The sequence below is a fragment of the Streptomyces sp. NPDC004051 genome (assembly GCF_053604275.1).
Genome location: NZ_JBSGHG010000004.1, coordinates 99,274 through 119,417, shown reverse-complemented (window position 1 = coordinate 119,417; position 20,144 = coordinate 99,274). Strand labels below are relative to the sequence as shown.

At 72.6% G+C, this 20,144-nt stretch carries 25 protein-coding genes; 5 read left to right on the top strand and 20 right to left on the bottom strand.

Going from position 1 to position 20,144, the window contains the following annotated elements; all coding sequences use genetic code 11:
• Positions 1-51 precede the first annotated feature (51 nt).
• Both ACWEQO_RS07565 and ACWEQO_RS07560 read right to left on the bottom strand, forming a co-directional pair.
• A complete protein-coding gene (locus ACWEQO_RS07565; protein WP_452979962.1) occupies positions 52-891 on the bottom strand; it encodes a hypothetical protein in 840 nt (279 codons plus the stop codon).
• A gap of 180 nt (positions 892-1,071) precedes the next feature.
• Entirely contained in the window at positions 1,072-1,224 is a 153-nt protein-coding gene (locus ACWEQO_RS07560) for a hypothetical protein (RefSeq protein WP_452979959.1), read from the bottom strand.
• 172 nt (positions 1,225-1,396) lie between these two features.
• Between ACWEQO_RS07560 and ACWEQO_RS07555 the strand changes: the two genes are divergently transcribed.
• Positions 1,397-1,789 carry a DUF2795 domain-containing protein gene (locus ACWEQO_RS07555; protein WP_452979956.1) on the top strand — a complete coding sequence of 131 codons (393 nt, stop codon included), beginning with the start codon at positions 1,397-1,399 and terminating at the stop codon, positions 1,787-1,789.
• Between the two features lie 104 nt (positions 1,790-1,893).
• Positions 1,894-2,436 (top strand): type 1 glutamine amidotransferase domain-containing protein, encoded by a 543-nt coding sequence (locus ACWEQO_RS07550; RefSeq protein ID WP_452979953.1) that lies wholly within the window; start codon positions 1,894-1,896, stop codon positions 2,434-2,436.
• A 42-nt stretch (positions 2,437-2,478) separates the two neighbouring features.
• On the opposite strand, the gene ACWEQO_RS07545 is transcribed toward ACWEQO_RS07550, so the two are convergent.
• Both ACWEQO_RS07545 and ACWEQO_RS07540 read right to left on the bottom strand, forming a co-directional pair.
• On the bottom strand, positions 2,479-2,736 hold the full coding sequence (locus ACWEQO_RS07545; protein WP_361462529.1) for a DUF6158 family protein: 258 nt from the start codon (positions 2,734-2,736) through the stop codon (positions 2,479-2,481).
• 150 nt (positions 2,737-2,886) lie between these two features.
• A complete protein-coding gene (locus ACWEQO_RS07540; RefSeq protein WP_452979950.1) occupies positions 2,887-4,506 on the bottom strand; it encodes an ABC-F family ATP-binding cassette domain-containing protein in 1,620 nt (539 codons plus the stop codon).
• Positions 4,507-4,653: 147 nt separating this feature from the next.
• Between ACWEQO_RS07540 and ACWEQO_RS07535 the strand changes: the two genes are divergently transcribed.
• Both ACWEQO_RS07535 and ACWEQO_RS07530 read left to right on the top strand, forming a co-directional pair.
• Positions 4,654-5,475, top strand: coding sequence for a methyltransferase domain-containing protein (locus ACWEQO_RS07535; protein WP_452979947.1), 822 nt, complete (start codon positions 4,654-4,656; stop codon positions 5,473-5,475).
• A 42-nt stretch (positions 5,476-5,517) separates the two neighbouring features.
• On the top strand, positions 5,518-5,688 hold the full coding sequence (locus ACWEQO_RS07530; protein ID WP_361462483.1) for a hydrophobic protein: 171 nt from the start codon (positions 5,518-5,520) through the stop codon (positions 5,686-5,688).
• A gap of 51 nt (positions 5,689-5,739) precedes the next feature.
• Here the strand turns inward: ACWEQO_RS07530 and ACWEQO_RS07525 are convergent, their stop codons facing one another.
• The 13 genes from ACWEQO_RS07525 to ACWEQO_RS07465 all read right to left on the bottom strand — a co-directional run bounded on the left by ACWEQO_RS07525 (position 5,740) and on the right by ACWEQO_RS07465 (position 15,704).
• A complete protein-coding gene (locus tag ACWEQO_RS07525) occupies positions 5,740-5,997 on the bottom strand; it encodes a gas vesicle protein K (RefSeq protein WP_109376648.1) in 258 nt (85 codons plus the stop codon).
• 77 nt (positions 5,998-6,074) lie between these two features.
• Positions 6,075-6,263: a gas vesicle protein gene (locus tag ACWEQO_RS07520; protein ID WP_361457379.1), complete on the bottom strand. Its 189-nt coding sequence runs from the start codon at positions 6,261-6,263 to the stop codon at positions 6,075-6,077.
• Positions 6,260-7,054, bottom strand: a complete 795-nt coding sequence (locus tag ACWEQO_RS07515) for a GvpL/GvpF family gas vesicle protein (protein WP_452979942.1) — start codon at positions 7,052-7,054, stop codon at positions 6,260-6,262. Before ACWEQO_RS07515 ends, ACWEQO_RS07520 begins: the two co-directional genes overlap by 4 nt.
• Positions 7,051-7,521: a gas vesicle protein gene (locus tag ACWEQO_RS07510; RefSeq protein WP_361457385.1), complete on the bottom strand. Its 471-nt coding sequence runs from the start codon at positions 7,519-7,521 to the stop codon at positions 7,051-7,053. The genes ACWEQO_RS07515 and ACWEQO_RS07510 overlap by 4 nt, the downstream gene beginning before the upstream one ends.
• Positions 7,518-8,678 carry an SRPBCC family protein gene (locus ACWEQO_RS07505; protein ID WP_452979938.1) on the bottom strand — a complete coding sequence of 387 codons (1,161 nt, stop codon included), beginning with the start codon at positions 8,676-8,678 and terminating at the stop codon, positions 7,518-7,520. Before ACWEQO_RS07505 ends, ACWEQO_RS07510 begins: the two co-directional genes overlap by 4 nt.
• Positions 8,675-9,289, bottom strand: coding sequence for a DNA primase (locus ACWEQO_RS07500; protein ID WP_361457391.1), 615 nt, complete (start codon positions 9,287-9,289; stop codon positions 8,675-8,677). The genes ACWEQO_RS07505 and ACWEQO_RS07500 overlap by 4 nt, the downstream gene beginning before the upstream one ends.
• Positions 9,286-9,549 (bottom strand): gas vesicle protein GvpG, encoded by a 264-nt coding sequence (locus ACWEQO_RS07495; RefSeq protein ID WP_452979935.1) that lies wholly within the window; start codon positions 9,547-9,549, stop codon positions 9,286-9,288. The genes ACWEQO_RS07500 and ACWEQO_RS07495 overlap by 4 nt, the downstream gene beginning before the upstream one ends.
• Positions 9,550-9,553: 4 nt before the next feature.
• A complete protein-coding gene (locus ACWEQO_RS07490) occupies positions 9,554-10,327 on the bottom strand; it encodes a GvpL/GvpF family gas vesicle protein (protein ID WP_452979932.1) in 774 nt (257 codons plus the stop codon).
• Positions 10,324-10,758, bottom strand: a complete 435-nt coding sequence (locus tag ACWEQO_RS07485) for a gas vesicle structural protein GvpA (protein ID WP_361457400.1) — start codon at positions 10,756-10,758, stop codon at positions 10,324-10,326. The genes ACWEQO_RS07490 and ACWEQO_RS07485 overlap by 4 nt, the downstream gene beginning before the upstream one ends.
• A 93-nt stretch (positions 10,759-10,851) precedes the next feature.
• Positions 10,852-11,223 (bottom strand): gas vesicle protein GvpO, encoded by a 372-nt coding sequence (locus ACWEQO_RS07480; RefSeq protein WP_361457403.1) that lies wholly within the window; start codon positions 11,221-11,223, stop codon positions 10,852-10,854.
• 65 nt (positions 11,224-11,288) lie between these two features.
• Positions 11,289-12,227, bottom strand: a complete 939-nt coding sequence (gene ligD / locus ACWEQO_RS07475; RefSeq protein ID WP_361457406.1) for a non-homologous end-joining DNA ligase — start codon at positions 12,225-12,227, stop codon at positions 11,289-11,291.
• A gap of 85 nt (positions 12,228-12,312) precedes the next feature.
• Positions 12,313-14,160, bottom strand: a complete 1,848-nt coding sequence (locus ACWEQO_RS07470) for a transketolase (protein WP_361457409.1) — start codon at positions 14,158-14,160, stop codon at positions 12,313-12,315.
• On the bottom strand, positions 14,157-15,704 hold the full coding sequence (locus ACWEQO_RS07465) for an NAD(P)/FAD-dependent oxidoreductase (RefSeq protein ID WP_361457412.1): 1,548 nt from the start codon (positions 15,702-15,704) through the stop codon (positions 14,157-14,159). Before ACWEQO_RS07465 ends, ACWEQO_RS07470 begins: the two co-directional genes overlap by 4 nt.
• Positions 15,705-15,862: 158 nt before the next feature.
• Between ACWEQO_RS07465 and ACWEQO_RS07460 the strand changes: the two genes are divergently transcribed.
• Positions 15,863-16,216: a VOC family protein gene (locus ACWEQO_RS07460; protein ID WP_361457415.1), complete on the top strand. Its 354-nt coding sequence runs from the start codon at positions 15,863-15,865 to the stop codon at positions 16,214-16,216.
• 323 nt (positions 16,217-16,539) lie between these two features.
• Here ACWEQO_RS07460 and ACWEQO_RS07455 read toward each other — a convergent pair whose 3' ends face one another.
• The 3 genes from ACWEQO_RS07455 to ACWEQO_RS07445 all read right to left on the bottom strand — a co-directional run bounded on the left by ACWEQO_RS07455 (position 16,540) and on the right by ACWEQO_RS07445 (position 20,141).
• A complete protein-coding gene (locus ACWEQO_RS07455; RefSeq protein ID WP_452979925.1) occupies positions 16,540-17,091 on the bottom strand; it encodes a GNAT family N-acetyltransferase in 552 nt (183 codons plus the stop codon).
• Between the two features lie 114 nt (positions 17,092-17,205).
• The gene (locus ACWEQO_RS07450) at positions 17,206-18,141 is read right to left on the bottom strand and encodes a S66 peptidase family protein (protein ID WP_361457421.1); all 936 of its coding nucleotides are present in this window, start codon (positions 18,139-18,141) and stop codon (positions 17,206-17,208) included.
• Positions 18,138-20,141 (bottom strand): dipeptidyl-peptidase 5, encoded by a 2,004-nt coding sequence (locus ACWEQO_RS07445; protein ID WP_452979921.1) that lies wholly within the window; start codon positions 20,139-20,141, stop codon positions 18,138-18,140. The genes ACWEQO_RS07450 and ACWEQO_RS07445 overlap by 4 nt, the downstream gene beginning before the upstream one ends.
• Positions 20,142-20,144: the final 3 nt, after the last annotated feature.

The following is a 20,144-nucleotide window of genomic DNA, read 5'->3' as shown; positions in this document are numbered from 1 at the left end:
AGTACCCACGGTGCCACTCCGCGCGGACGGCCGCGGGCCGCCCGGGGAACGTCAGCGGCCCGTACGCGCGGCCCTGTCGCGGTACAGCCGGTGGGCGGCGGCGCCGAACGCGCCCGCGATCAGCAGGCCGCCCGCGGCCAGGGCGGCAACGGAGTCGGTGAACCCGCCGCCCGTGCCGGCGTGGACACCGCCCGAGGCCACCGTGCCTCCGCAGCGGGCGCGCTCGTGTTCGGGGCATCGCGAGGACGAAGACGAAGACGAAGACGACGACGAGGACGACGAAGACGAGGACGAGGTGGCGCCGGAGCCGCCGGGGTGGCGGGCGACGGTGAAGGAGGCGCTCCACGGCTTGCCCTTCTTCCCGGGCTCGGCAGGGCATGTGCCCTCGACGGTCCGCGCGGAGCCCTCGCCGGCGGCCTTGGGCCCGTCGACCGCGGAGAGCGGGTCGATGTCGTAGAGCGGGTCGGCCTTCTCCTCCGGGGAGTCGGTCTCGGCCGGGGAGGCAGTCTCCTCCAGCGGTTCGAGTTCGTCGAACGGGTCGCCCTCCGGGCCCCCGGCGCCCCCGGCACCCCCGGCGCTTCCGGCGTCCCGGATGTCCGCGGTGCCCCGGTAGGCCGGGCCGGACTCCTTCTCGTCGGAGCCGGGCGCCTTCTTCAGTTCGACGACGCCCTTGTCGAAGGCTTCCGAGACCGCCTCGAGGGTCTCCGGCGGGCGGCCGCCGACCGGAGCGCAGAGGACCGAGACGGTGACGGTGCCGCCCGGGGCCGGCCTGCCCGGACTGACCTCGGCGAACGGATCCGCGGACGGCCCCGCGAACACCGCCGGTGCGAGCGCGCCGAGGACAGTTCCGGAGACGGCGGCGAGGGACAGGGCGCGGGCGGTGCGGCGCATGGTGCGGGCTCCTTCGGGCGACGGCCGGGCACGGCGGTCCCGTTCGCGGACGTCGCGCCCCGCACCCATCCCAGCCCGCCGGCCGCGGCACCGCGCGCGGCCCGCCGCCATCGGAGGGGCGGGTACACCCGGGCGGGTCAAGAGCCGGGCACCCGGCGCGCCCCATGCCCGGCCGGTCGGTCAACGGCTGCCGGCGACGTCACCGTCGCGAGGCGCGGGGAAGCCGCGGGGCTCCTGTTCGTGCATGCCGGGCAGCACGAGGTCCTCGTAGCGGCCCAGCATCAGCAGGACGCCGAGCATGAGTATCGGGATGAGCACAGCGAGCACCGCCATGGCCGGTCCTTTCGCAGGAGGCGCGGGGGGTGGGGAGACCGGGTCTCCCGCCGTGCGCGGGCCAAACCCGGCGGCGTCCGGCACCCGGCGGTGGCGATCCGCCCGCGGAACCCCGTGTCGGTGTCCGCCGGCCGGGTACGCGGTGCAGACCACGAGCCATCTGGAGAGAGACATGCAGCGAGGCAGTGACCGGCTGAGCGTTCACCGCGACGACGAGATGAAGCACGAACTGCAGGGTCTGCTCAGGTCAGGGCACCCCACCCGGACCGAGGAGTGGAACGACCCGGAGCCGTTCGCAGAGGACGACCCCGCGGTCGCGCACGGCCCGGTGACGCCGAACCGTGGGCCGACGTCGCTGGAGTCGGTGCGGCTGGAGCTGGCCAGGCTCCTGAGCCGGGGGTCGTTCCCCGCGGGCCCGCGCGAGCTGATGCGGACCCTGGACCGGCGGCACGCACCCGACACCCTCGTCGAGGCGCTGGGCCGCCTGCCGCGGCAGGGACGTTACAACAACGTCCAGGAGCTGGCCGAGGCACTGACGCAGCCCCAGGAGGCGAGCAGTCCGTAGCCGTCGGTCGGTCCCGACGAACCCGACCGGGAGCCCGAACAGCGTGCACGCGTCGCGCGCACTCCATGAATCGGAACGAACCAGACGAAAGGATGTAGTCCCCCATGCGTATCGCATTCCTCGTCGCGCCCGAAGGCGTCGAGCAGGTCGAGCTGACCGAACCGTGGAAGGCGGCCGTCGAAGCCGGCCACGAGCCCGTGCTCGTGTCGACCCGACCGGGCGAGATCCAGGCGTTCAACCATCTGGACAAGGCGGACACCTTCCCGGTGCAGGAGGTCGTCGGCGACACGTCCGCCGGCTCCTTCGGCGGGCTGGTGCTGCCGGGCGGGGTGGCCAACCCGGACCTGCTGCGCACGGACGACAAGGCCGTCGCGTTCGTGCGGGACTTCTTCGAGCAGGGGCGGCCCGTCGCCGCGATCTGTCACGCGCCCTGGACCCTCATCGAGGCGGACGTGGTCCGCGGCAGGGAGCTGACCAGCTGGCCGAGCCTGCGGACCGATCTCCGTAACGCCGGCGCCACCTGGGTCGACGAGCAGGTGAAGATCTGCGACCACGAGCCCGCCAAGCTGGTCACCAGCCGCAAGCCGGACGACCTCGAGGCGTTCTGCGAGACGTATCTGAAGGTGTTCACCGCGGGAGCGGCCTGAACGGTCTGAACGGCCTGACCGGACCGGAAGGAGCCGGGTCCGTCAGGTGCCCGGGTTCGCGGGCGTCGCCCGGTCCGCGCCGCTCCGTTCCCGGGCGCCTTCGCGGGTGCGGCCCGCCGCCACCGGGCGGCGCGGATGGCGGCGGAGGTACTCGCCCTCCAGCTGCGCCATACGGTCGTTGTGGGCCCGCAGTGCGTCGTTGGAGCCGTACAGCAGCGTGTCGTGACGCGTGCGGTGGATGTTCTCCAGCTCCTTCATGAGCTGCTGATCGTCCAGGCGGTTCGGCTCGACTCCGGTCATCGTGATGCCCCGCTCGTCGTAGGCGTACCTGCGGTCCGGACACCCGCCCGGAAGGGCCACGGGCCCCGCGTCCCTGCCCCCACTCTACGAACATCCCGGCCCCCGAACATCCCGGCCGCCTCCGGGTCCCGGGGACACGGCGGCGGGCCGCTACCGGGGCCGTTCCACGCGGCGCTCGTCCCACACGGGTTCCGGGGTCTCCCGGACCCTGCCGTCGCTGCCGAAGACCAGGTAGCGGTCGAAGGAGCGGGCGAACCAGCGGTCGTGCGTGACGGCCAGCACCGTGCCCTCGAACGCCTCCAGGCCCTCCTGCAACGCCTCCGCCGACTCCAGGTCCAGGTTGTCGGTCGGCTCGTCGAGCAGCAGCGCCGTGACCCCCTGGAGTTCCAGCAGCAGGATCTGGAACCGGGCCTGCTGACCGCCGGAGAGGCGGTCGAAGGACTGCTCGGCCTGACCCGTCAGTTCGTAGCGGCGCAGCCGGGACATGGCGGCGCCCCGGTCCTGGGCGTGCTCCTTCCACAGGACGTCCAGGAGCGTGCGGCCCTCCAGTTCGGGATGCGCGTGGCTCTGCGCGAAGTGTCCGGGGAGGACACGGGCGCCGAGCCGCCAGTCGCCCGTGTGCGGCACGTCGTCCCCGGCGAGCAGGCGCAGGAAGTGCGACTTGCCGGAGCCGTTGGAGCCGAGGACGGCGACCCGTTCGCCGTAGAAGACCTCCAGGTCGAAGGGCTTCATCAGGCCGGTGAGTTCGAGCTGTTCGCAGGTGACCGCGCGGACTCCGGTACGGCCGCCCTTCAGGCGCATGGTGATGTTCTGCTCGCGCGGCGGCTCCGGCGGGGGCCCCGCCTCCTCGAACTTGCGCAGCCGGGTCCGGGCGGCCTGGTAGCGGGAGGCCATGTCGGGGCTGTTCGCCGCCGCCTGGCGCAGGTTGAGGACGAGCTTCTTGAGCTGGGCGTGCTTCTCGTCCCAGCGTCTGCGCAACTCCTCGAAGCGGGCGAAGCGTTCACGGCGTGCGTCGTGGTAGGTGGCGAAGCCGCCGCCGTGCACCCAGGCGTCCGCGCCGGTGGGGCTCGGTTCGAGGGACACGATGCGCCGGGCGGCGCGGGCGAGGAGTTCGCGGTCGTGGGAGACGAGGAGCACGGTCTTGCGGGTCTGTTCGAGTCGTTCCTCGAGCCAGCGTTTGCCGGGGACGTCGAGGTAGTTGTCGGGCTCGTCGAGCAGCAGGACCTCGTCGGTGCCGCGCAGCAGCGCTTCGAGGACCAGGCGTTTCTGCTCTCCGCCGGAGAGGGTGCGCACCTGGCGCCGCTGCGCCTCGTCGTACGGGATGCCGAGTGCGGCCGTCGTGCACATGTCCCACAGCGTCTCGGCCTCGTAGCCGCGTGCCTCGGCCCAGTCGGCCAGGGCCTGCGCGTACCTCAGCTGGGCGCTCTCGTCCCCGGCGGCGTAAAGCGCGTGCTCGGCCCTGTCGACGGTGCGGGCCGCCTCGCGGACGCGAGGCGTGGCGACGGAGACGAGCAGGTCGCGCACGGTCGTCCCGTCCCGTACGGAGCCCACGAACTGGCGCATGACGCCGAGGCCGCCGCCGGCCGTGACGGATCCGCCGTGCGGCTCGAGTTCGCCGGCGAGGAGGCGGAGCAGGGTCGTCTTGCCCGCACCGTTGGGCCCCACCAGGGCCGTGACCGCGCCCTCGCCGACCCGGAAGGACACATCGCCCAGGAGGGCCCTCCCGTCGGGGAGGTGGTACTCCAGATGCGCTGCTTCCAGGTGGCCCATGGTGGGGATTGTGCGGGGTCGTCGACGCGGGGGGCAAACGGGTTTTCCACGCGAGGCCGTCCAGCATGCGATATGCGGGTCTCGCCATGCGGCCGGAGCGCGTAGCGTGAAGGGCCTCCTACGGACAGCGGAAGGGGTGGGCCGGGCATGCCGGAAACGCGGGATACCGCCGTCTACACCCACGGACACCACGAGTCGGTACTGCGGTCGCACACGTGGCGGACCGCCGAGAACTCCGCGGGGTACCTCCTCGGGGTGCTCGAGCCGCACCTGCGGATCCTGGACATCGGGTGCGGGCCCGGAACCATCACCGCCGACCTGGCGGCACTGGTCCCGGACGGGCACGTCACCGGTCTCGACCGGGAGCCGGGGATCCTCGAGCAGGCCCGGACGGTGGCCGGTGAACGGGGACTGACGAACACCGCCTTCGCGACGGGCGACGTGCACGCGCTGGACTTCCCGGACGACACGTTCGGCGTGGTCCACGCCCACCAGGTGCTCCAGCACGTGGGGGACCCGGTGCAGGCGCTGCGCGAGATGAAGCGGGTGACCAGGCCCGGCGGGTTCGTCGCCGTCCGGGACTCGGACTACGCGGCGATGACCTGGTACCCCCTCTCCCCGGGCATGGACGACTGGCTGGACCTGTACCGGCGGGTGGCCCGGGCCAACGGCGGCGAACCGGACGCCGGGCGCCGGCTGAAGTCCTGGGCGCTCGCCGCGGGCTTCACCGACATCACGGCGACCTCGGCGACCTGGACCTTCTCGACGCCCGGGGAGAGGGCCTGGTGGAGCGGCCTGTGGGCGGACCGCACCGTGGCGTCGGCCTACGCCGAGCGGGCCGTCGAGGGGGGTCACGCCACCGACGGGCAGCTGCGGCAGGTGTCCGCGGCGTGGCGGGAGTGGGGCACGCGGGAGGACGGGTGGTTCAGCGTGCTGCACGGAGAAATTCTCTGCCGCAAGGAAGCCTGAAAAGAGAATTCCGGGCAATCAGAACGACAGGAGGTTGACACTATGGTTCCCATTCTTCTCGTTCTGCTTCTGGCCCTGCTTCTTTTCGGCGCCGGTTTCGCGGTGAAGGCGCTCTGGTGGATCGCGGTGGCGGTTCTCGTCATATGGCTGCTGGGATTCTTCATGCGCAGCACGTCGGCGAGCGGCGGCAGGGGCCGCTGGTACAGGTGGTGAGACGGCCGTCGGCCCGGTGACGGGATCTCCCGTCACCGGGCCGACGGGGGATCAGTCCCGCGGCAGCAGCGGTCCGAGCGGCCCGAGGTCCAGATTCAGGTCCTCGGGCCGCAGTCCGTACCGGTCACGCAGTTCCGTCATCCGCTCCTCGAGCAGCATCAGGGTGAGTCCGATGCGCTCCTCCTGCTCCTCCGTCAGGTCTCCCTCGTCGAACCTGCGCACCGCCTGGCGTTCCATGAGCTGGCGCAGCAGTTCCACGACGGTGAGCACCAGTTTGACCAGATCGCGTTCGACCGTGTCCGGCTCCAGGTCGAGCCGGTTGCGCCGGCCGTGCCCCTCGCGCCGGCCCTCGTGCGGCTCGCCGTGGCGGTCGTCGGGGCCGGCCGTCAAGGCGACTCCTCGAAGGGCGACGGAACGTTCGCGTTCACCGAGCTGATGAGCGCGTTGAGGTCGATACGGACCAGATCGACGTCCGCGATGCGCAGCGTGATGTCGCCGGTGATGACGACTCCGCCGGCCAGGAGCCGGTCGAGCAGATCCACCAGGGCTATCTCCCGGCGCTCGACCACGGTCATGACCCCTCCCCCGCGGCCGGTTCCTCTCCGGCCGTTTCCTCTCCGGCGAACGAGTAGGCCGCCCAGGGGCCGGTGAGTTCGACGCGTACCCCGGGCGTCCCGTCCTTCGTCCGCTCCACCCTCTCCACGAATTTCTCGGATTCCGCTCGCGGTACGAGGTAAGCCGCATTCAGCACGTTGCGGCCCGACGCACCGGAGAGCGTGGGATTCTGCGGAGCGTGCAGCCGGGAATCCTCGGCACAGCCGGAAAGCGTCTCGTGCAGCCGGGTCGAAAAGGTCTCGGCCCGCTGCCACAGATCGTCGTGCGATTTCGTCGCCATGCGTCGTTGACGCAGGTAGTCCCGGCCCGACACGGGTTTCTGCGCCGGCGGGGCGGCGGTGTCCGCCGGCCGTTCCGCCTCGACGAAGACCTTCACGCCCCATTCCACCCGGCCGTCCAAGCGGTCCAGCGTCCGCAGGAAGCCCTCCTCGCGTGCCTCCATCATCGTCCGTACGCCGCTGTCGTCACGGAACACGGTGCCGAGCCGCAGCGGCAGCGGCGTGGTGACGGTGGTGAGCGCGTCGATGACGCCCTGGTGGGCGCGGGCGACCGCGGTCAGCCAGTCGAGGTCCTCCAGATGCTCGTGGAAGGGCTCCTCGGCGAAGTCCGCCTCCGGCACATGGCTGACGACGGCCACCAGGCCGTGATGGGTCAGCAGCCGGGGCGGATCACCCGCCACACCGGTCAGCTGCGCCTGGAGCGGTGCGCCGAAGGGACGGCATACGGCGTAGACGTACCGCAGTCCGGTCACGGGCCCTCCTCCTGCGGCCGCTCGGTCTCCCGGTGGCGGCCGGTCTCCTGCGGCCGGCCGGTCCTCCGCCGGCGGCCGGCCTCCAACGGACGGTCCGTGTCCGAGGAACGACCGGCCTCCAGCGGACGGTCCGTGTCCGAGGAACGACCGGCCTCCAGGGGACGGTCACCCTCCAGCGCGGCCAGCCGCTCACGCAGCTCTGCGTTCTCCCTGGCCAGTTCGGAGCGACGGGCGCGGGAGGACAGCGCTGGGTCGGTCTCCCACCAGTCGATCCCCATCTCCTTCGCCTTGTCGACGGAGGCGACGATGAGCCGCAGCTTGATGGTGAGCAGTTCGATGTCGAGCAGGTTGATGCGGATGTCACCCGCGATGACGATGCCCTTGTCGAGCACCCGCTCGAGGATGTCGGCGAGATTGGCGCCGCCACCCTGCCCGTAGGGCTCGGGGAGCCGACGGGGCGTCGTCATCGACGGCTCCCACCCTCGGCGTACTCGGGCTCGTCCTCGGGCTCATACTCGTCCTCGTCCGCGTACTCGTCCTCGTCCTCGTCCGCGCCCTCACCCTCGCCTTCGTCCTCTTCCTCGTAGGCGTCCTCGTTCTCGTCCTCGTAGCCGCCCTCGGCCGGCTCCTCCGCCTCGTCCTCGTCGTACTCGTCCTCGGCGTCCTCGGCGTCCTCGGTGTCGTACTCGTCCTCCGGCTCCTCGTCCCCGGGCGGCTGCTGCTGCTCCTCCTCCTCTTCGGCGACGGCGTCCTCGTGGCTGCGGACGACCTCACCGTCCTGGATCTCGCCGCGCCAGCTGTCCTCGGCCTCGCCCTTGAACGTGATGAAGCGGGCGAAGTTCTTCAGGTCGAGCCGGGCCCGGCGGCCCTGGGCACGCCAGATGTTGCCGGTCTTCTCGAAGAAACCCGAGGGGTAGTACTCGATGACCAGCAGCACCCGGGTGAGTTTGTCGCCGAGGCTGTGGAAGGAGACGACGCCCTTCGTCGTGCCCTTGGCCCCCTCGGAGGACCAGGCGATGCGGTCGTCGGCGATCTGCTCGGTGGTCTTCGCCTTCCAGCTGCGGTTGGACCACAGGACCTTGACCTGCCAGTCCGAGGTGGTGTCGTCGGACTTGTTGGCGCTCTTGACGCCCTTGGCGAAGGTGCTGAAGTCCTGGTACTGGGTCCACTGGTCGTAGGCCGTGCGCAGCGGGACGCCGACGTCGATGTGCTCCATGATGACGGTGGGCTTCTTGCCCGCGGAGCGCTTGCGCTTGCTCTTGCCACCGCCGCCCAGCCCCTTCAGGGCACCCATCACGTTGTCCTTGGCGCGTGAGGCTCCCAGTTCGACGGCGCTGCGCAGGGGGCTCTTGCCCTCGGCGAGTTTGCGTCCGCCGTCGAGTGCGAGCTTGGCGAACCCCGGACTGTTGCCCTCGGCGATGTCGGTGAGTTTGCCGGTCGTCTCGCCCAGCTTGCGGCCGACGCCGGTTAGCAGGCGGGTGGCCTGGGCCGCGAGGTAGTCCTGCAGCTCCGCCTTGAGGTGGTCGGCGGCCTCGCTGTGGGCCAGGTCGGCAAGCGGGTTCTTCGTCCCCTCGCGCCCTGCGTCGCGCGCGGCGGAGGCGGCCGATCCGAGTGTCTCGGTCATTCCTCACCGTCTCCCTTCGACCTGCGTGAACGGGCGCCCCGGGACGAGCCCGTCCGCGCGGCGGCGGTCTTCTTGGCGGCCGCCTTCTTCGCCGGAGCGGCCTTCTTCGCGGGTGGCGCCTTCTTGGCGGCCTTCTTGGCGGTCTCCTTCGACGGCGCCCTCTTCGACGAGGCCTTCTTCGCCGGCCGCTCGGATTCCGGTTCCGGCTCCTCGCCCTCCGGTTCCTCCTCGGTGTCGTCCTTGGCGTCCGCGTCGCCCCTGTCGTCCCCGTCGCCCTCGCGGTCCGGGCTGCCCGAACCGGCCAGCTGCTCGCGCATCTCGGCGGTACGGCCGTGCAGCCTGTCGGCGAGGGAGTTGAGCTGCCGCTCGACGAGTGCCCCGGAGGCCGCCTTGCCGGCGCCGCGCAGATCGCCGCGCAGCTGATCCCCCAGCTCCTTGAACTGCGGGTTGTTCCGCAGTTGCGTGGAGACCAGGTCCGTGATCATCCGCGGTCCGAGGTTCAGCTTCTTGCCGGCCACCAGCCCGCCGACGGCGACCGCCGCCTTCAGCTTCTTCGTTCGTCCAAGGAGGTATCCGGCCCCTATCGCGAGGCCGAGCGCTGTCCGGTTCATCGTGGTGCCGTCCCGTCCCCTGTGGAGCTGCTGTGCATCGCGGTCTCCAATCGGTCGAGGAGTTCGTCCTCCTGCCGGTCGAACTCCTCCTCGGTGATCTCTCCGGCCTCCAGCTGCTCCTCGAGCCGCGCCAGTTCGGCACGGATCGCGGCGGGGTCGTAGTAGATGCGCTCCGCCTCGCGCAGCACCTGCTGGATGACCCAGCCGCTGCCGCGCGCCGGGGCCAGCGGCAGCAGCAGCACTTCCGAGATCAGGCCCATGTCGTCACCCCATTCCGGCGTCCGCCCCACCCGCCGTGGCGCCCGCCGGTTCGGCCGGTCCGGGCTCCACGAAGCTGTACGGGGGCAGCGGGCCGTTGAGCCGCACCTCCAGGTGCGGCATGTCCTCGCGGACGCGGTCCAGGGCGGCCATGAACTTTCCGGCCGCGTCGCGCGGCACCAGGAAGGAGACGTTGGCGAGCCAGCCCGTGGACTCGGGGCCCACGCTCACGGCGTCGGCCGCCGGTTCCAGGGCCTGCCGCACGGCGACACCGTCCTCGGCCTCCTGGGCCCTGACCGCCTCGGCGACCATCTCGCCCAGGCGGATCTTGTCGTCGTAGCTTCCACCGCCGGCCTGCCGGTTGGCTTCCGCGAGAGCGCGGAGCTCCGGATCGCTGGCCATCACGTGGTGGAGTACGGCCTCCTCGTCGTGATTGGCCTTGACGTTGTACTCGACCCGGCCGTCCAGCGCCCGCAGGCGCTCCTTGTAGTGCTCGGCACGCTCGGCCAGCACGGCGGTGACGGAGTCGTCGTCGGGGGCGACGCTGCCGAACCGCATCGGCAGCACGCAGCCGGCCGCGCCGACCTCGGCGAGCACGTTCTGGTGGGCGAGCAGTTCCCTGCGCTTGGGACGCAGGTCCTCGGGGGCGTCACTGACGACGGCCGCCAGCTCGCCCTCCTTCAGGATCCGCACCGGACCCGCCGGCTCGCCCACACCGCTCATGTGCTCGGGGAGACCGGAATACGTGCTCGCCGTGATGCCGTAGACGTAGGTGCTCACTCCTGCTCCTCCTTCCGGCGTGCCGAGGTGCTCTTGCGGGCCCGCGGACGGGACTGGCTCTCACCCTCGGATCCCTCGTCGCGCGCCTGCTGGAAGGCGTTGGAGATGGTCTCGGCGGCGCCGGACAGTGCCCCCTTGGACTTGCCGCGGGCGCCGGACTCGGTGACCTGGCCGACCACGTCGGGCAGGCCCGGGCTCTTGCGGGGCCCGGCCTCCAGGTCGAGCCGGTTGCACGCCTCGGCGAAGCGCAGGTAGGTGTCGACGCTGGCGACGACGACACGGACATCGATCTTGAGGATCTCGATGCCGACCAGGGACACGCGCACGAATGCGTCGATGACGAGCCCCCTGTCCAGGACGAGCTCGAGCACGTCGTAGAGACCGCTGCTGCCGCCTCCACCACCGGATTGCTGTGCCGGTACTACTGTCATACCGATTGACCCTCCTTGTCTGATTCGTCTGATTTCCCACCTTGCGCGCCTCGTCCATCTCGCCGACGGGCCGGAAGGGCCCGGCCGGGCGGCCTACCGGCCGCCGGACCTGCGCGCGTCGGACCGTCCCCGCTCATAGCGGCGGACCCGCCGGTAACCGGTGAGCTCCCCGTCGGGCCCCAGCTCCACCTGGTAACTCGCCATCAGGCTCATCGTGTCGGGCACACGCTCGAGCTCGAGGACCTCGACCTCCAGCGCCCAGCCCTCCTCCGTCTGCTCGAAGGACGACACGGACTCGGCTTCCATACCGGTGAGCTCCGCGAGCTGTCCGCGCGCCTGGCGCAGCACCTCCATGGGGCTCGGCCGTTCGGCCGCTCTGGTGTTTTCCGTGGACTTGCGGGGTGCGTGAGCATCCTGTGGTTCCTGTGAACCCTTGGAGTCTCCGGTGTTCCTTGCGTTCGTCATGAGCACCTCCTCCTCCGTGTGGCCGCAAGTCCCTTCGCCAAACCTCCGGGGGCCACCCGATTGCCTCAGTCGCGCAGCGCGGCCAGCCGCCGGCGGGCCGGGCCCAGGGCGCGGCCCCGGCGCGGCAGTCCGGCCCAGGGATCGGTCCGCAGCTGTTCGACGGCGTCGGCGACGGTCCAGCGGCGGGCGTGCAGCCCCGGGTCGTCCAACTGGTCCCAGGAGACGGGGGCCGCGACGGGGGCTCCGGGCAGGGCCCGGACGGTGCCGGGCGCGACCGCGGTCTGCGCGTAGGCGTTGCGCTGCACGTCCAGGTAGAGCCGGTCGCCGCGCTCCTTCTTGCGCGCGGCGGTGGTGAGCCGGTCGGGGTGGGCGTCGGCGAGGGTGTCGGCGACCTCGCGGGCGAAGGCGCGCACGTCGTCGAAGTCGTCGTCGCCCTTCAGCGGAACGATCACATGGAGGCCCCGGGAGCCGGTGGTCATCAGCGCCGTGGGCAGCTTCAGCTCGTCCAGGAGCTCCCCCAGCAGCCGCGCCGCCTCCCGCACCGTCTCGAAATCGTCCCCGGCGGGGTCGAGGTCGAAGACCAGCCGGTCCGGACGGTCGATCCGGTCGACCGGGACGGCGCGGGAGAGCCAGCGGTGGAATGTGATGCTCGCCTGGTCGACGAGGTACAGCAGGGTCGCCGTGTCGTCGCACACGGTGTGGCACACCGCGCCGCCCTCCTTGGCGACCTCGACGCGGGTGATCCATTCCGGATAGCTCCCGGGGGTGTTCTTCTGCATGAACATGGGCCCGTCGAGGCCGTCCGGGCGCCGGTCCAGCATCAGCGGGCGGCCCCGCAGATGCGGCAGCATGAACGGGGCCGCGGCCCGGTGGTAGTCGACGAGGTCGCCCTTGGTGTACTCCCCGGCGCCCTCACCGCCGGGGAAGAGCACCTTCCCCGGCCGGCGGATCCGCACGGTGCGGCGGCCGGCCCGTACCGGCCGCACCCCGTCGTCGTCGCTCACGGTGTGTTCCTCCCCTCCCTCTCCTCCCTCTCCTCCTTCTCCCTCTTCTCCCTCTCCTCCTTCTCCCTCTTCTCCCTCCCGTCGTTCACGGCACGATCGCCCCCTCCACCAGCAGCCGCCCGGCCACCGCGATCGACTCGGCGTCGATGCCGGCGGCGCGCAACTGCTCCTCGGGGGAGGCCGACCCCGGCATGTCGCGGACGGCGAGCCGCACCAGGCGCGGAACGGGCCGCCCGTCGGTGAAGGCGTCGAGGACCGCGTCCCCGAGCCCGCCCTCCGGGTGGTGGTCCTCCACCGTCACCAGGCAGCCGGTCTCCTCCGCCGCCCGGCGCAGCGTGTCCCGGTCGACGGGCTTGACCGAGTACAGGTCGATCACCCGTACCGCGATGCCCTCGCCCGCCAGGACGTCCGCGGCGGCCAGGGCCTCGGGCACCGTGACGCCCGCCGCGAGCAGGGTCAGCCGGTCCTCGGCCGAGGAGCGCAGCACCTTGCTGCCGCCGACGGGGAACTCCTCGTCGGGGCCATAGAGGACGGGGCCCTCACCGCGCGAGGTGCGCAGGTAGCGGATGCCGTCGAGGTCCGCCATGGCGGTGACCAGGCGTGCGGTCTGGTTGGCGTCGCAGGGGTACAGCACGGTCGAGCCGTGCACCGCCCGCATCATCGCCAGGTCCTCCAGACCCATCTGGCTGGGCCCGTCCTGGCCGATGGCGACACCGGCGTGCGAGCCGACCAGGTTGATGCCGGAACCGCTGATCGACGCCATGCGGATGAAGTCGTGGGCGCGGGTGAGGAAGGCGGCGAACGTGGCCGCGTACGGCACCCAGCCGCGTGTCGCCACGCCGACCGCCGCGGCGACCAGCTGCTGCTCGGCGATGTAGCACTCGACGTAGCGTTCGGGGTGCTCCTTGGCGAAGAACTCCGCCCGTGTGGAGTCGCCGACCTCGCCGTCCAGGGCCACGATGTCCCCGCGCACGGTGCCGAGGGCGGCCAGCGCCTCGCCGAAGGCGTTGCGCGTGGCCACCTCCTCGCCCTTGTCCCACCGGGGCGGTTCGGCCTGTCCGGTGTGCACGGCGTGCAGCGCGCGGGCGTCGGCCGGCTCCCGCACCCTCAGCCGCAGGTCGCGCGGGCCGCCGAGTTCGGCGATCGCCTCGTCGGCGTCGGGCAGCGGTTTGCCGTGCAGGCCCTCGCGGTCCTGGACGGCCTCGACCCCCTTGCCCTTGAGGGTGCGGGCGAGGATCACGGTCGGCCGGCCCTTGGTGGAGGCCGCCTCGCCGTAGGCGCGGTCGACGGCGTCGATGTCGTGGCCGTCCACCTCCACCGTGTGCCAGCCGAAGGCCGCGAAGCGGCGGGCGTAGGCGTCGAGGTCGTGACCGTGCCGGGTGGGGCCGCGCTGGCCGAGCCGGTTGACGTCCACGACGGCGGTGAGGTTGTCGAGGTTCTCGTACCCGGCGTGCTCGGCGGCCTCCCACACGGAGCCCTCCGCCAGTTCGCTGTCCCCGCACAGCACCCACACCCGGTAGCCGGACCGGTCGAGCCGCTTCCCGGCCAGTGCGATACCGACGCCGACCGGCAGTCCCTGGCCGAGCGACCCGGTGGCCGTCTCGACCCAGGGCAGCCGCCTGGGCGTGGGATGCCCTTCGAGACGGCTGCCGAGCTTGCGGAAGGTGAGCAGCTCCTCGTCGTCGATGGCCCCGGCGGCCTTGAAGGCGGCGTACATCAGGGGCGAGGCGTGTCCCTTGGAGAGGACGAGACGGTCGTTGCCCGGGTGGTCGGGGTGGTCGAAGTCGTAGCGGAGGTGGCGTGCCAGCAGGACGGCCATCAGGTCGGCCGCGGACATCGAGGACGTGGGGTGCCCGGAGCCCGCGGCGGCTGCCGCGCGGACGCTGTCCACTCGCAACTGCTGTCCGAGCTCGACGAGTTCACCGGTTTTCATGAGTCTCCTTCGGCCGGATCACGGGGATCGGCGGGGTCGGCTGGGTAGTCGGTGCGCTTGACGGGGCCGGGGGAGGCGTGGGAGCCGGCGGGCGGCCGGGGGCCGGGCTGGTTCTTCGCGGGCTCGCCTCCGGGCTGGTTCTTCGCCGGCTCCCCGCCCGGCCGGCTCTTCGCCGCTTCCCCGCCCGGCCGGCTCCCGCCCGGCTCGTCGGTCTCGTCGCCGGACCGCTTCCGCTCCGGGCCGGACGGCATCCGGGCGAGTTCCGGGGACGCCGTGTCCAGCGGCACCGACCAGGACCGTACGAGCCCCAACTGCACCGCCTGACGCGGCAGCACGGCGTCCAGCAGCCAGTCGGCGGCGACGCGCACCCGGTTGCCGGGCATCGCCGCGAGGTGGTAACCGCGGGCGACCGCTCCGGCCACCGGTCCGGACAGATTGACGCCGAACGGGTTGGCCGCCGCCTTGACGCCCCCCAGGTCCACCACGAACCCCAGCTCGCGGTGACGGTAGGCGCGCGACTCACCGTCGCCGAGGGAGGCGGCGATGTTGTGCGCGCAGACCTTGCCCTGCCGCCAGGCGTGCTGCGCGGTCATCGGGGTGTACTGGCCGGGCTTCTCCAGATCGGGCACCGCCGCCGCGTCACCGCAGGCGAACACCTCGGGCCGCCCCGGCACCCGCAGGTGCGGGTCCACCAGCAGCCGCCCGCGTTCCATGGACAGGCCCAACGACTCGGCGAGCGGATCGGGCCGCACTCCCACGCACCACACCAGCGTCCGCGTGTCGACGAACTCGCCGTCGGTCAGCAGCACTCCGTCCTGCGTGGCCTCCTTCACGGAGGTCCCCATCCGCACTTCCACCCCCCGTTCGCGCAGCACCCGGTCGGCGGTGGAGGAGAGCCGTTCGTCGAGTTCGGGCAGGACGCGGTCGGCGATGTCCAGCAGCAGCCAGCGCGGTCGCATGTCCGTCCGCAGGGGGTGCTTGTGCACCTGTGCGTCGCTGAACAGCTTTCCGTGCGCGGCGACTTCGGTTCCGGTGTAACCGGCGCCGACCACGACGAAGGTGCACCGGGCGGCGCAGTTCGCGGGGTCGTCGGTGGCGGCCGCGAGTTCCATCTGCCGGGTCACGTGGTCGCGCAGGTACAGCGCCTCGGGCAGACCGCGGAAGCCGTGGGCGTGCTCGGCGACGCCGGGGATCGGCAGCAGCTTGTTGACGCTGCCGGCGGCCAGCACCAGCCGGTCGTAGGAGAGGGTGCCGCGGTCCCCCTCGGGGCCGGTGTAGCGCACGGTCCGCCGGTCGAGGTCGATGCCGTCGGCCTCGCCCAGCACCAGGCGTACGTGCGGCAGCGTGCCGGAGAGGGAGACGGTGACCCGACGCGGTTCCAGGATGCCGGCGGCGACCTGGGGCAGCAGGGGCAGGTACAGAAAGTAGTCGGTCGGATTCAGCAGGGTGATCTCGGCCCTCCCCCGGGCGAGCCGGGACAGGGTGCGGGCCGTGCGGTATCCGGCGAAGCCGGCACCGACGATCACGATGCGGGGTCGACTCACGGTTCGCCTCCAGCGCTGTCGTCACATGGCTCGGGAGACTTCCGCGTTTCCCCCGCCGCGACGGCCAAACGTCCGCCGGCCCGCACCCCCGCGCCTCCGGCGCTTTCCGGCCCCCGGAAGTCCGGCGTGATCCGGACGGAAGACCCTAGGCTCGTCCCATGGAGATACTGGGTGCCACGCTGCGCGTCTGCGTCGACGACATCGAGACCGCGATCCCCTTCTACGAACGGCTGGCGGGAGGCACGGCGCTCCGCTTCGAGCGGGCCGGTGTCCAGGTGGCCGCGGTCGGCTGTTTCCTGCTGTTGAGCGGTCCGGCGGCCGAACTGGACGTGCTGCGCAAGGTGGCGGCGACCATCGCGGTGCAGGACGTCGAGGAGGCCGGCCGGGTGCTCGCGGAGATGGGCGCGGACATCGTCGCGGGCCCGCTCCCCACCCCGGTGGGCCGCAACCTCATCGCACGGCACCCGGACGGGGCGGTCTACGAGTACGCGGACCGCCGCGCCACCGTCTGAGCCACGCGGTCCACGTCATGCGGTCCGCGTCCCGCGGTCTGCATCACGCGGTCACGGTGTGGGGCGCATGCCGACCCGCCGGGCCGTGCAGCGCGGCAGGTCCTCCTTGTCGCGGTCCTCGATGCGGTGCGCCCCGTCGAGGGGCGCCGGGCGGGCAGGGAATCGTCCGGACCCAGTGCGCGGCGGGCCGGCTCCTCGCAGCACGCCGGATCGTCGTCACGGTCCTCCACGGAAGCCTCGGTCGCCCGTCCCGGACAGGGGCGGGACGCGGCGACGAAAAAGCGGGGCGCACCGGCCGGGAGGACGGCGGCGCGGACGGCGGGTCAGCGGGGGCCGCGCATCTCCTGGGTGAGCGCCCAGCGTTCGTGGTCGCGCCAGGCCCCGTCGATGAAGAGCATGTCCGGAGAGAAGCCCTCCAGGCGGAACCCGCAGCTGCGGGCCAGGGCGATGGAGGCGGCGTTGGCGGGCTGCACGTTGATCTCCAGCCGGTGCAGCCGCATCGGCCCGAACGCGTGCCGCACGACGAGGTCCAGCCCTTCGCGCATCAGGCCGCGCCCCGCCGCGTGCGCGAACGCGCCGTAGCCGAGGACACCGCTCTGGAACGCGCCGTGGACGATGTTGTTGATGTTGATGAACCCGGCGATGGAGCCGTCGGCCTTCTCGCAGACCAGGAAACCGGCCTTGGCGGGGTCCCGGATCAGCTGCTCCGCGTACGCGGAGAACGCCGCGGCGTTCTCCGGCGGGAACAGCCAGGGACGGTGCAGGTCCCTGCTCTCCCGGGCACGGGCGGTGAACTCCGCACTGTCCGCGTGGGTGAAGTGCCGTATCCCCACGCGGGGGCCCTCGGCGAGGTGACGGGAGGCGGTGTGCGGCACGGCGCCACCCTACGCCGGGCACGCCGGACGTGCCTGCGCGCCGGACGCGCCCGGTCGGCGTGCCGGCCCGCCCGGTACGCCCGCCCGAGGTGCCCGTACCGGTGCCGGGCGGGCTCAGCTCAGTGCCGGTTCGTCGAGTGTCAGGGTGCCCGCCTCCGCGTCGAGTTCGGCCGGGACGCCGAAGGGGAGGGTGAGCGCCCCGTCGCAGTGGCCGAACCCGAACCGCTCGGCCACGGGCACGCCCAGGCCGCCGAGCCGGTCGGCGAGCAGGGCCCGCACCGTCTCGTACGGCTCGCACTGCGTCCAGGAGCCGAGCAGCAGCCCCGACACCCCGTCGAACCACCCGGCCCGCAGGAGTTGGGTGAGGTACCGGTCGAGCCGGTACGGCTCCTCCCCCACGTCCTCCAGGCACAGCAGCCCGCCGCGCGCGGAGCCCCTGGCGTGCGGGGTGCCGAGGTCGGCGGCGAGCAGGGCGAGGCAGCCGCCGAGGGTGACGCCCCGCGCCCGCCCGGGGACCAGCGCGGTGCCGCCGGGGGAGGTGATGGTGCGGACGGTCTCCGGGGCGAGGAGGGTCGCCCTCAGGTGCTCCTGTGCGCGTGCGTTCTTGACGAAGTCGATGCCCGCCGCCATCGGCCCGTGCAGGGTGACCAGGCCGAGCCGGGTGGCGAACGCCTCGTGCAGGGCGGTGATGTCGCTGAACCCGACGAACACCTTCGGACCGGCGGCCCGCATCGCCGTCCAGTCGAGCAGGTCGGCGATGCGCTGCGCGCCGTAGCCGCCCCGGGCGCACATCACCACGTCCACGGCGGGGTCGCACCAGGCGGACTGCAGGTCGGCGGCCCGCTCGGCGTCCGTGCCGGCCAGGTAGTCGAGGTCGCGGTGCCGGCCCAGGACATGGGGGGCGACCACCGGGTCGAGGTCCCAGCCGCGCAGCACGTCGAGACCGGCCTGGAGCCGCTCCTCCGGCACGGGCCCGCTGGGCGCGACGACGGCCACCCGGGCACCGGGACCGGGCCGGGGCGGCCGAAGCAACGGCTCGACCCGGCTCATCCGGTGAGCTCCAGTACCGGCACCTCCGGCACATCCAGGCCGAATACCTGTGCGTACAACGACAGTTCCGCCTCCAGGGCCCGCACCATGGTGTCCGTGCGCCGGAAGCCGTGTCCCTCGCCCTCGAAGGCGATGTACGCGTGCGGCACCTTCCTGCCCTCCAGCCGGGCCAGGAACCGCTCGCACTGCACGGGAGGGCAGATGACGTCGTCCAGGCCCTGAAGCAGCAGGAAGGGGGCGGTGAGCCGGTCGGCGTGCGCGACGGGCGAGCGTTCGGCGTACCGCTCGGGGACCCCGGCGCGCGGGCCGATGAGGCTCTCGAGGTACTCGGACTCGAGGTCGTGGGTCTCCCCCGGGCCCCAGCCGGTCAGGTCCAGCACCGGGTAGAGGATGGTGCCGCAGGCGTAGACGTCGGTCGTGGTGAGGGAGACGGCCGCGGTCCAGCCGCCGGCGCTGCCGCCGCGGATCGCGAGCCGGTCGCGGTCGGCGGTGCCCTCGTCGGCGAGGGCGAGCGCGACGGCCGCGCAGTCCTCGACGTCGACCACGCCCCACTGCTCGCGCAGCCGCTCGCGGTAGGCGCGTCCGTATCCGGTGGAGCCGCCGTAGTTGACCTCCACGACACCGATGCCGCGTGAGGTGAAGTAGGCGATCCCCAGGTCGAGCACGAGGGACGCCCGGCCGGTGGGCCCGCCGTGCGCCCGGATCACGTACGGCGGCAGTCGGCCCTCGGGCGCGACGCAGTCGGGGTGGTGCGGCGGGTACACATGGGCGTGGATCTCCCGGCCGCCCGGACCGGTGAAGGTGCGGACCTGCGGGTCGGGGTAGTGGGCGGGGTCCACGGCGTCCTTGTGCGGGGCGCCGATCACCCGGGTCCTGCCGGTGCCGGTGTCCAGTTCCACCACCTCGGGGGCGCTGCGGGGCCCGGCGCCGACGGCGACGACCCTCCCCCACCCTCCGGGCGGGGGGACCCCCATCTCGCTTCGCTCGCCGTGCGCCGCGAGCGTGGGCGCGAACTCGGTCCAGGGCCCGGCCGCGTCGACGACCTCGCCCGTCTCGGGGTCGAGTATGCCGAGCGCGGCGGCGCCCCGGCCGTGCACGACGGCGATCAGACCGCCGTCCAGCGGGGTGAACCAGCGCGACCCCGGCTGCCACAGCGGTCCGCCGAACTCCTCCTCGCGCGGGCCGACCGGTTCGCCGTCGAGGTAAAGGTTCCACCAGCCGGTGCGGTCGCTCGTGTGCAGCAGCCGGCCGTCGTGCGTCCAGTCGGCCTGGGCGACGGACTCGCCGGGGCCGCCCGCCACGGTGCGGGCGTGGTGCAGGGTGCCGTCGGGTGCGACCTCGGCGAGACGCAGTTCGGTGCCGTCCCACGGCATGCGCGGATGGTCCCAGGCCAGCCAGGCGACGCGCCGTCCGTCGGGTGACAGCCGCGGCCCGGTGACGAACCGGTGCCGGTCGTCGGTGAGTTCACGGACGGCGCCGCGGTCCTCGGCGGCCGATCCGTCCAGCGGTACGGCGGCCAGGACGCGGCGCACCTCGCTCGGTCCGTCGCCGGTGAACTCCTCCAGGACGCACCACACCTCGTCGCGGTCCGGCAGCAGCGTCGGCTCGGCCCAGCGCAGCCCCTGCCCCACCGGGGAGAGCGGGGTCAGCGGACGCGGCTCGTCGCCGGGCTCGCAGCGGTAGAGGCGCTGGTCGGCGAAGTTCACGAAGACCACGAGAGGGTCGTCGTCCCGTACGGACCCGGCCCAGGGTCGTCCGCCGTACTCGACGACCCGGCTGCGCACGTTCCACGGCTCCGGCAGCACGGTCTCCTCCGTACCGTCGGAGTGCCGGCGCACCAGGGTGCGCCGGCCGCCCTCGGCGGGCCGGGGCTCGGTCCACCACACCTCGTCCCCGACGAACCCCACGAACTCGGGTCTTCCGTCGTGCGCCGCGGCCGTGGCCGCGTCGATGGGCGAGGGCCACTCGCCGTAGGGCAGGGTCTGCACCGTTTCCCCCATGTC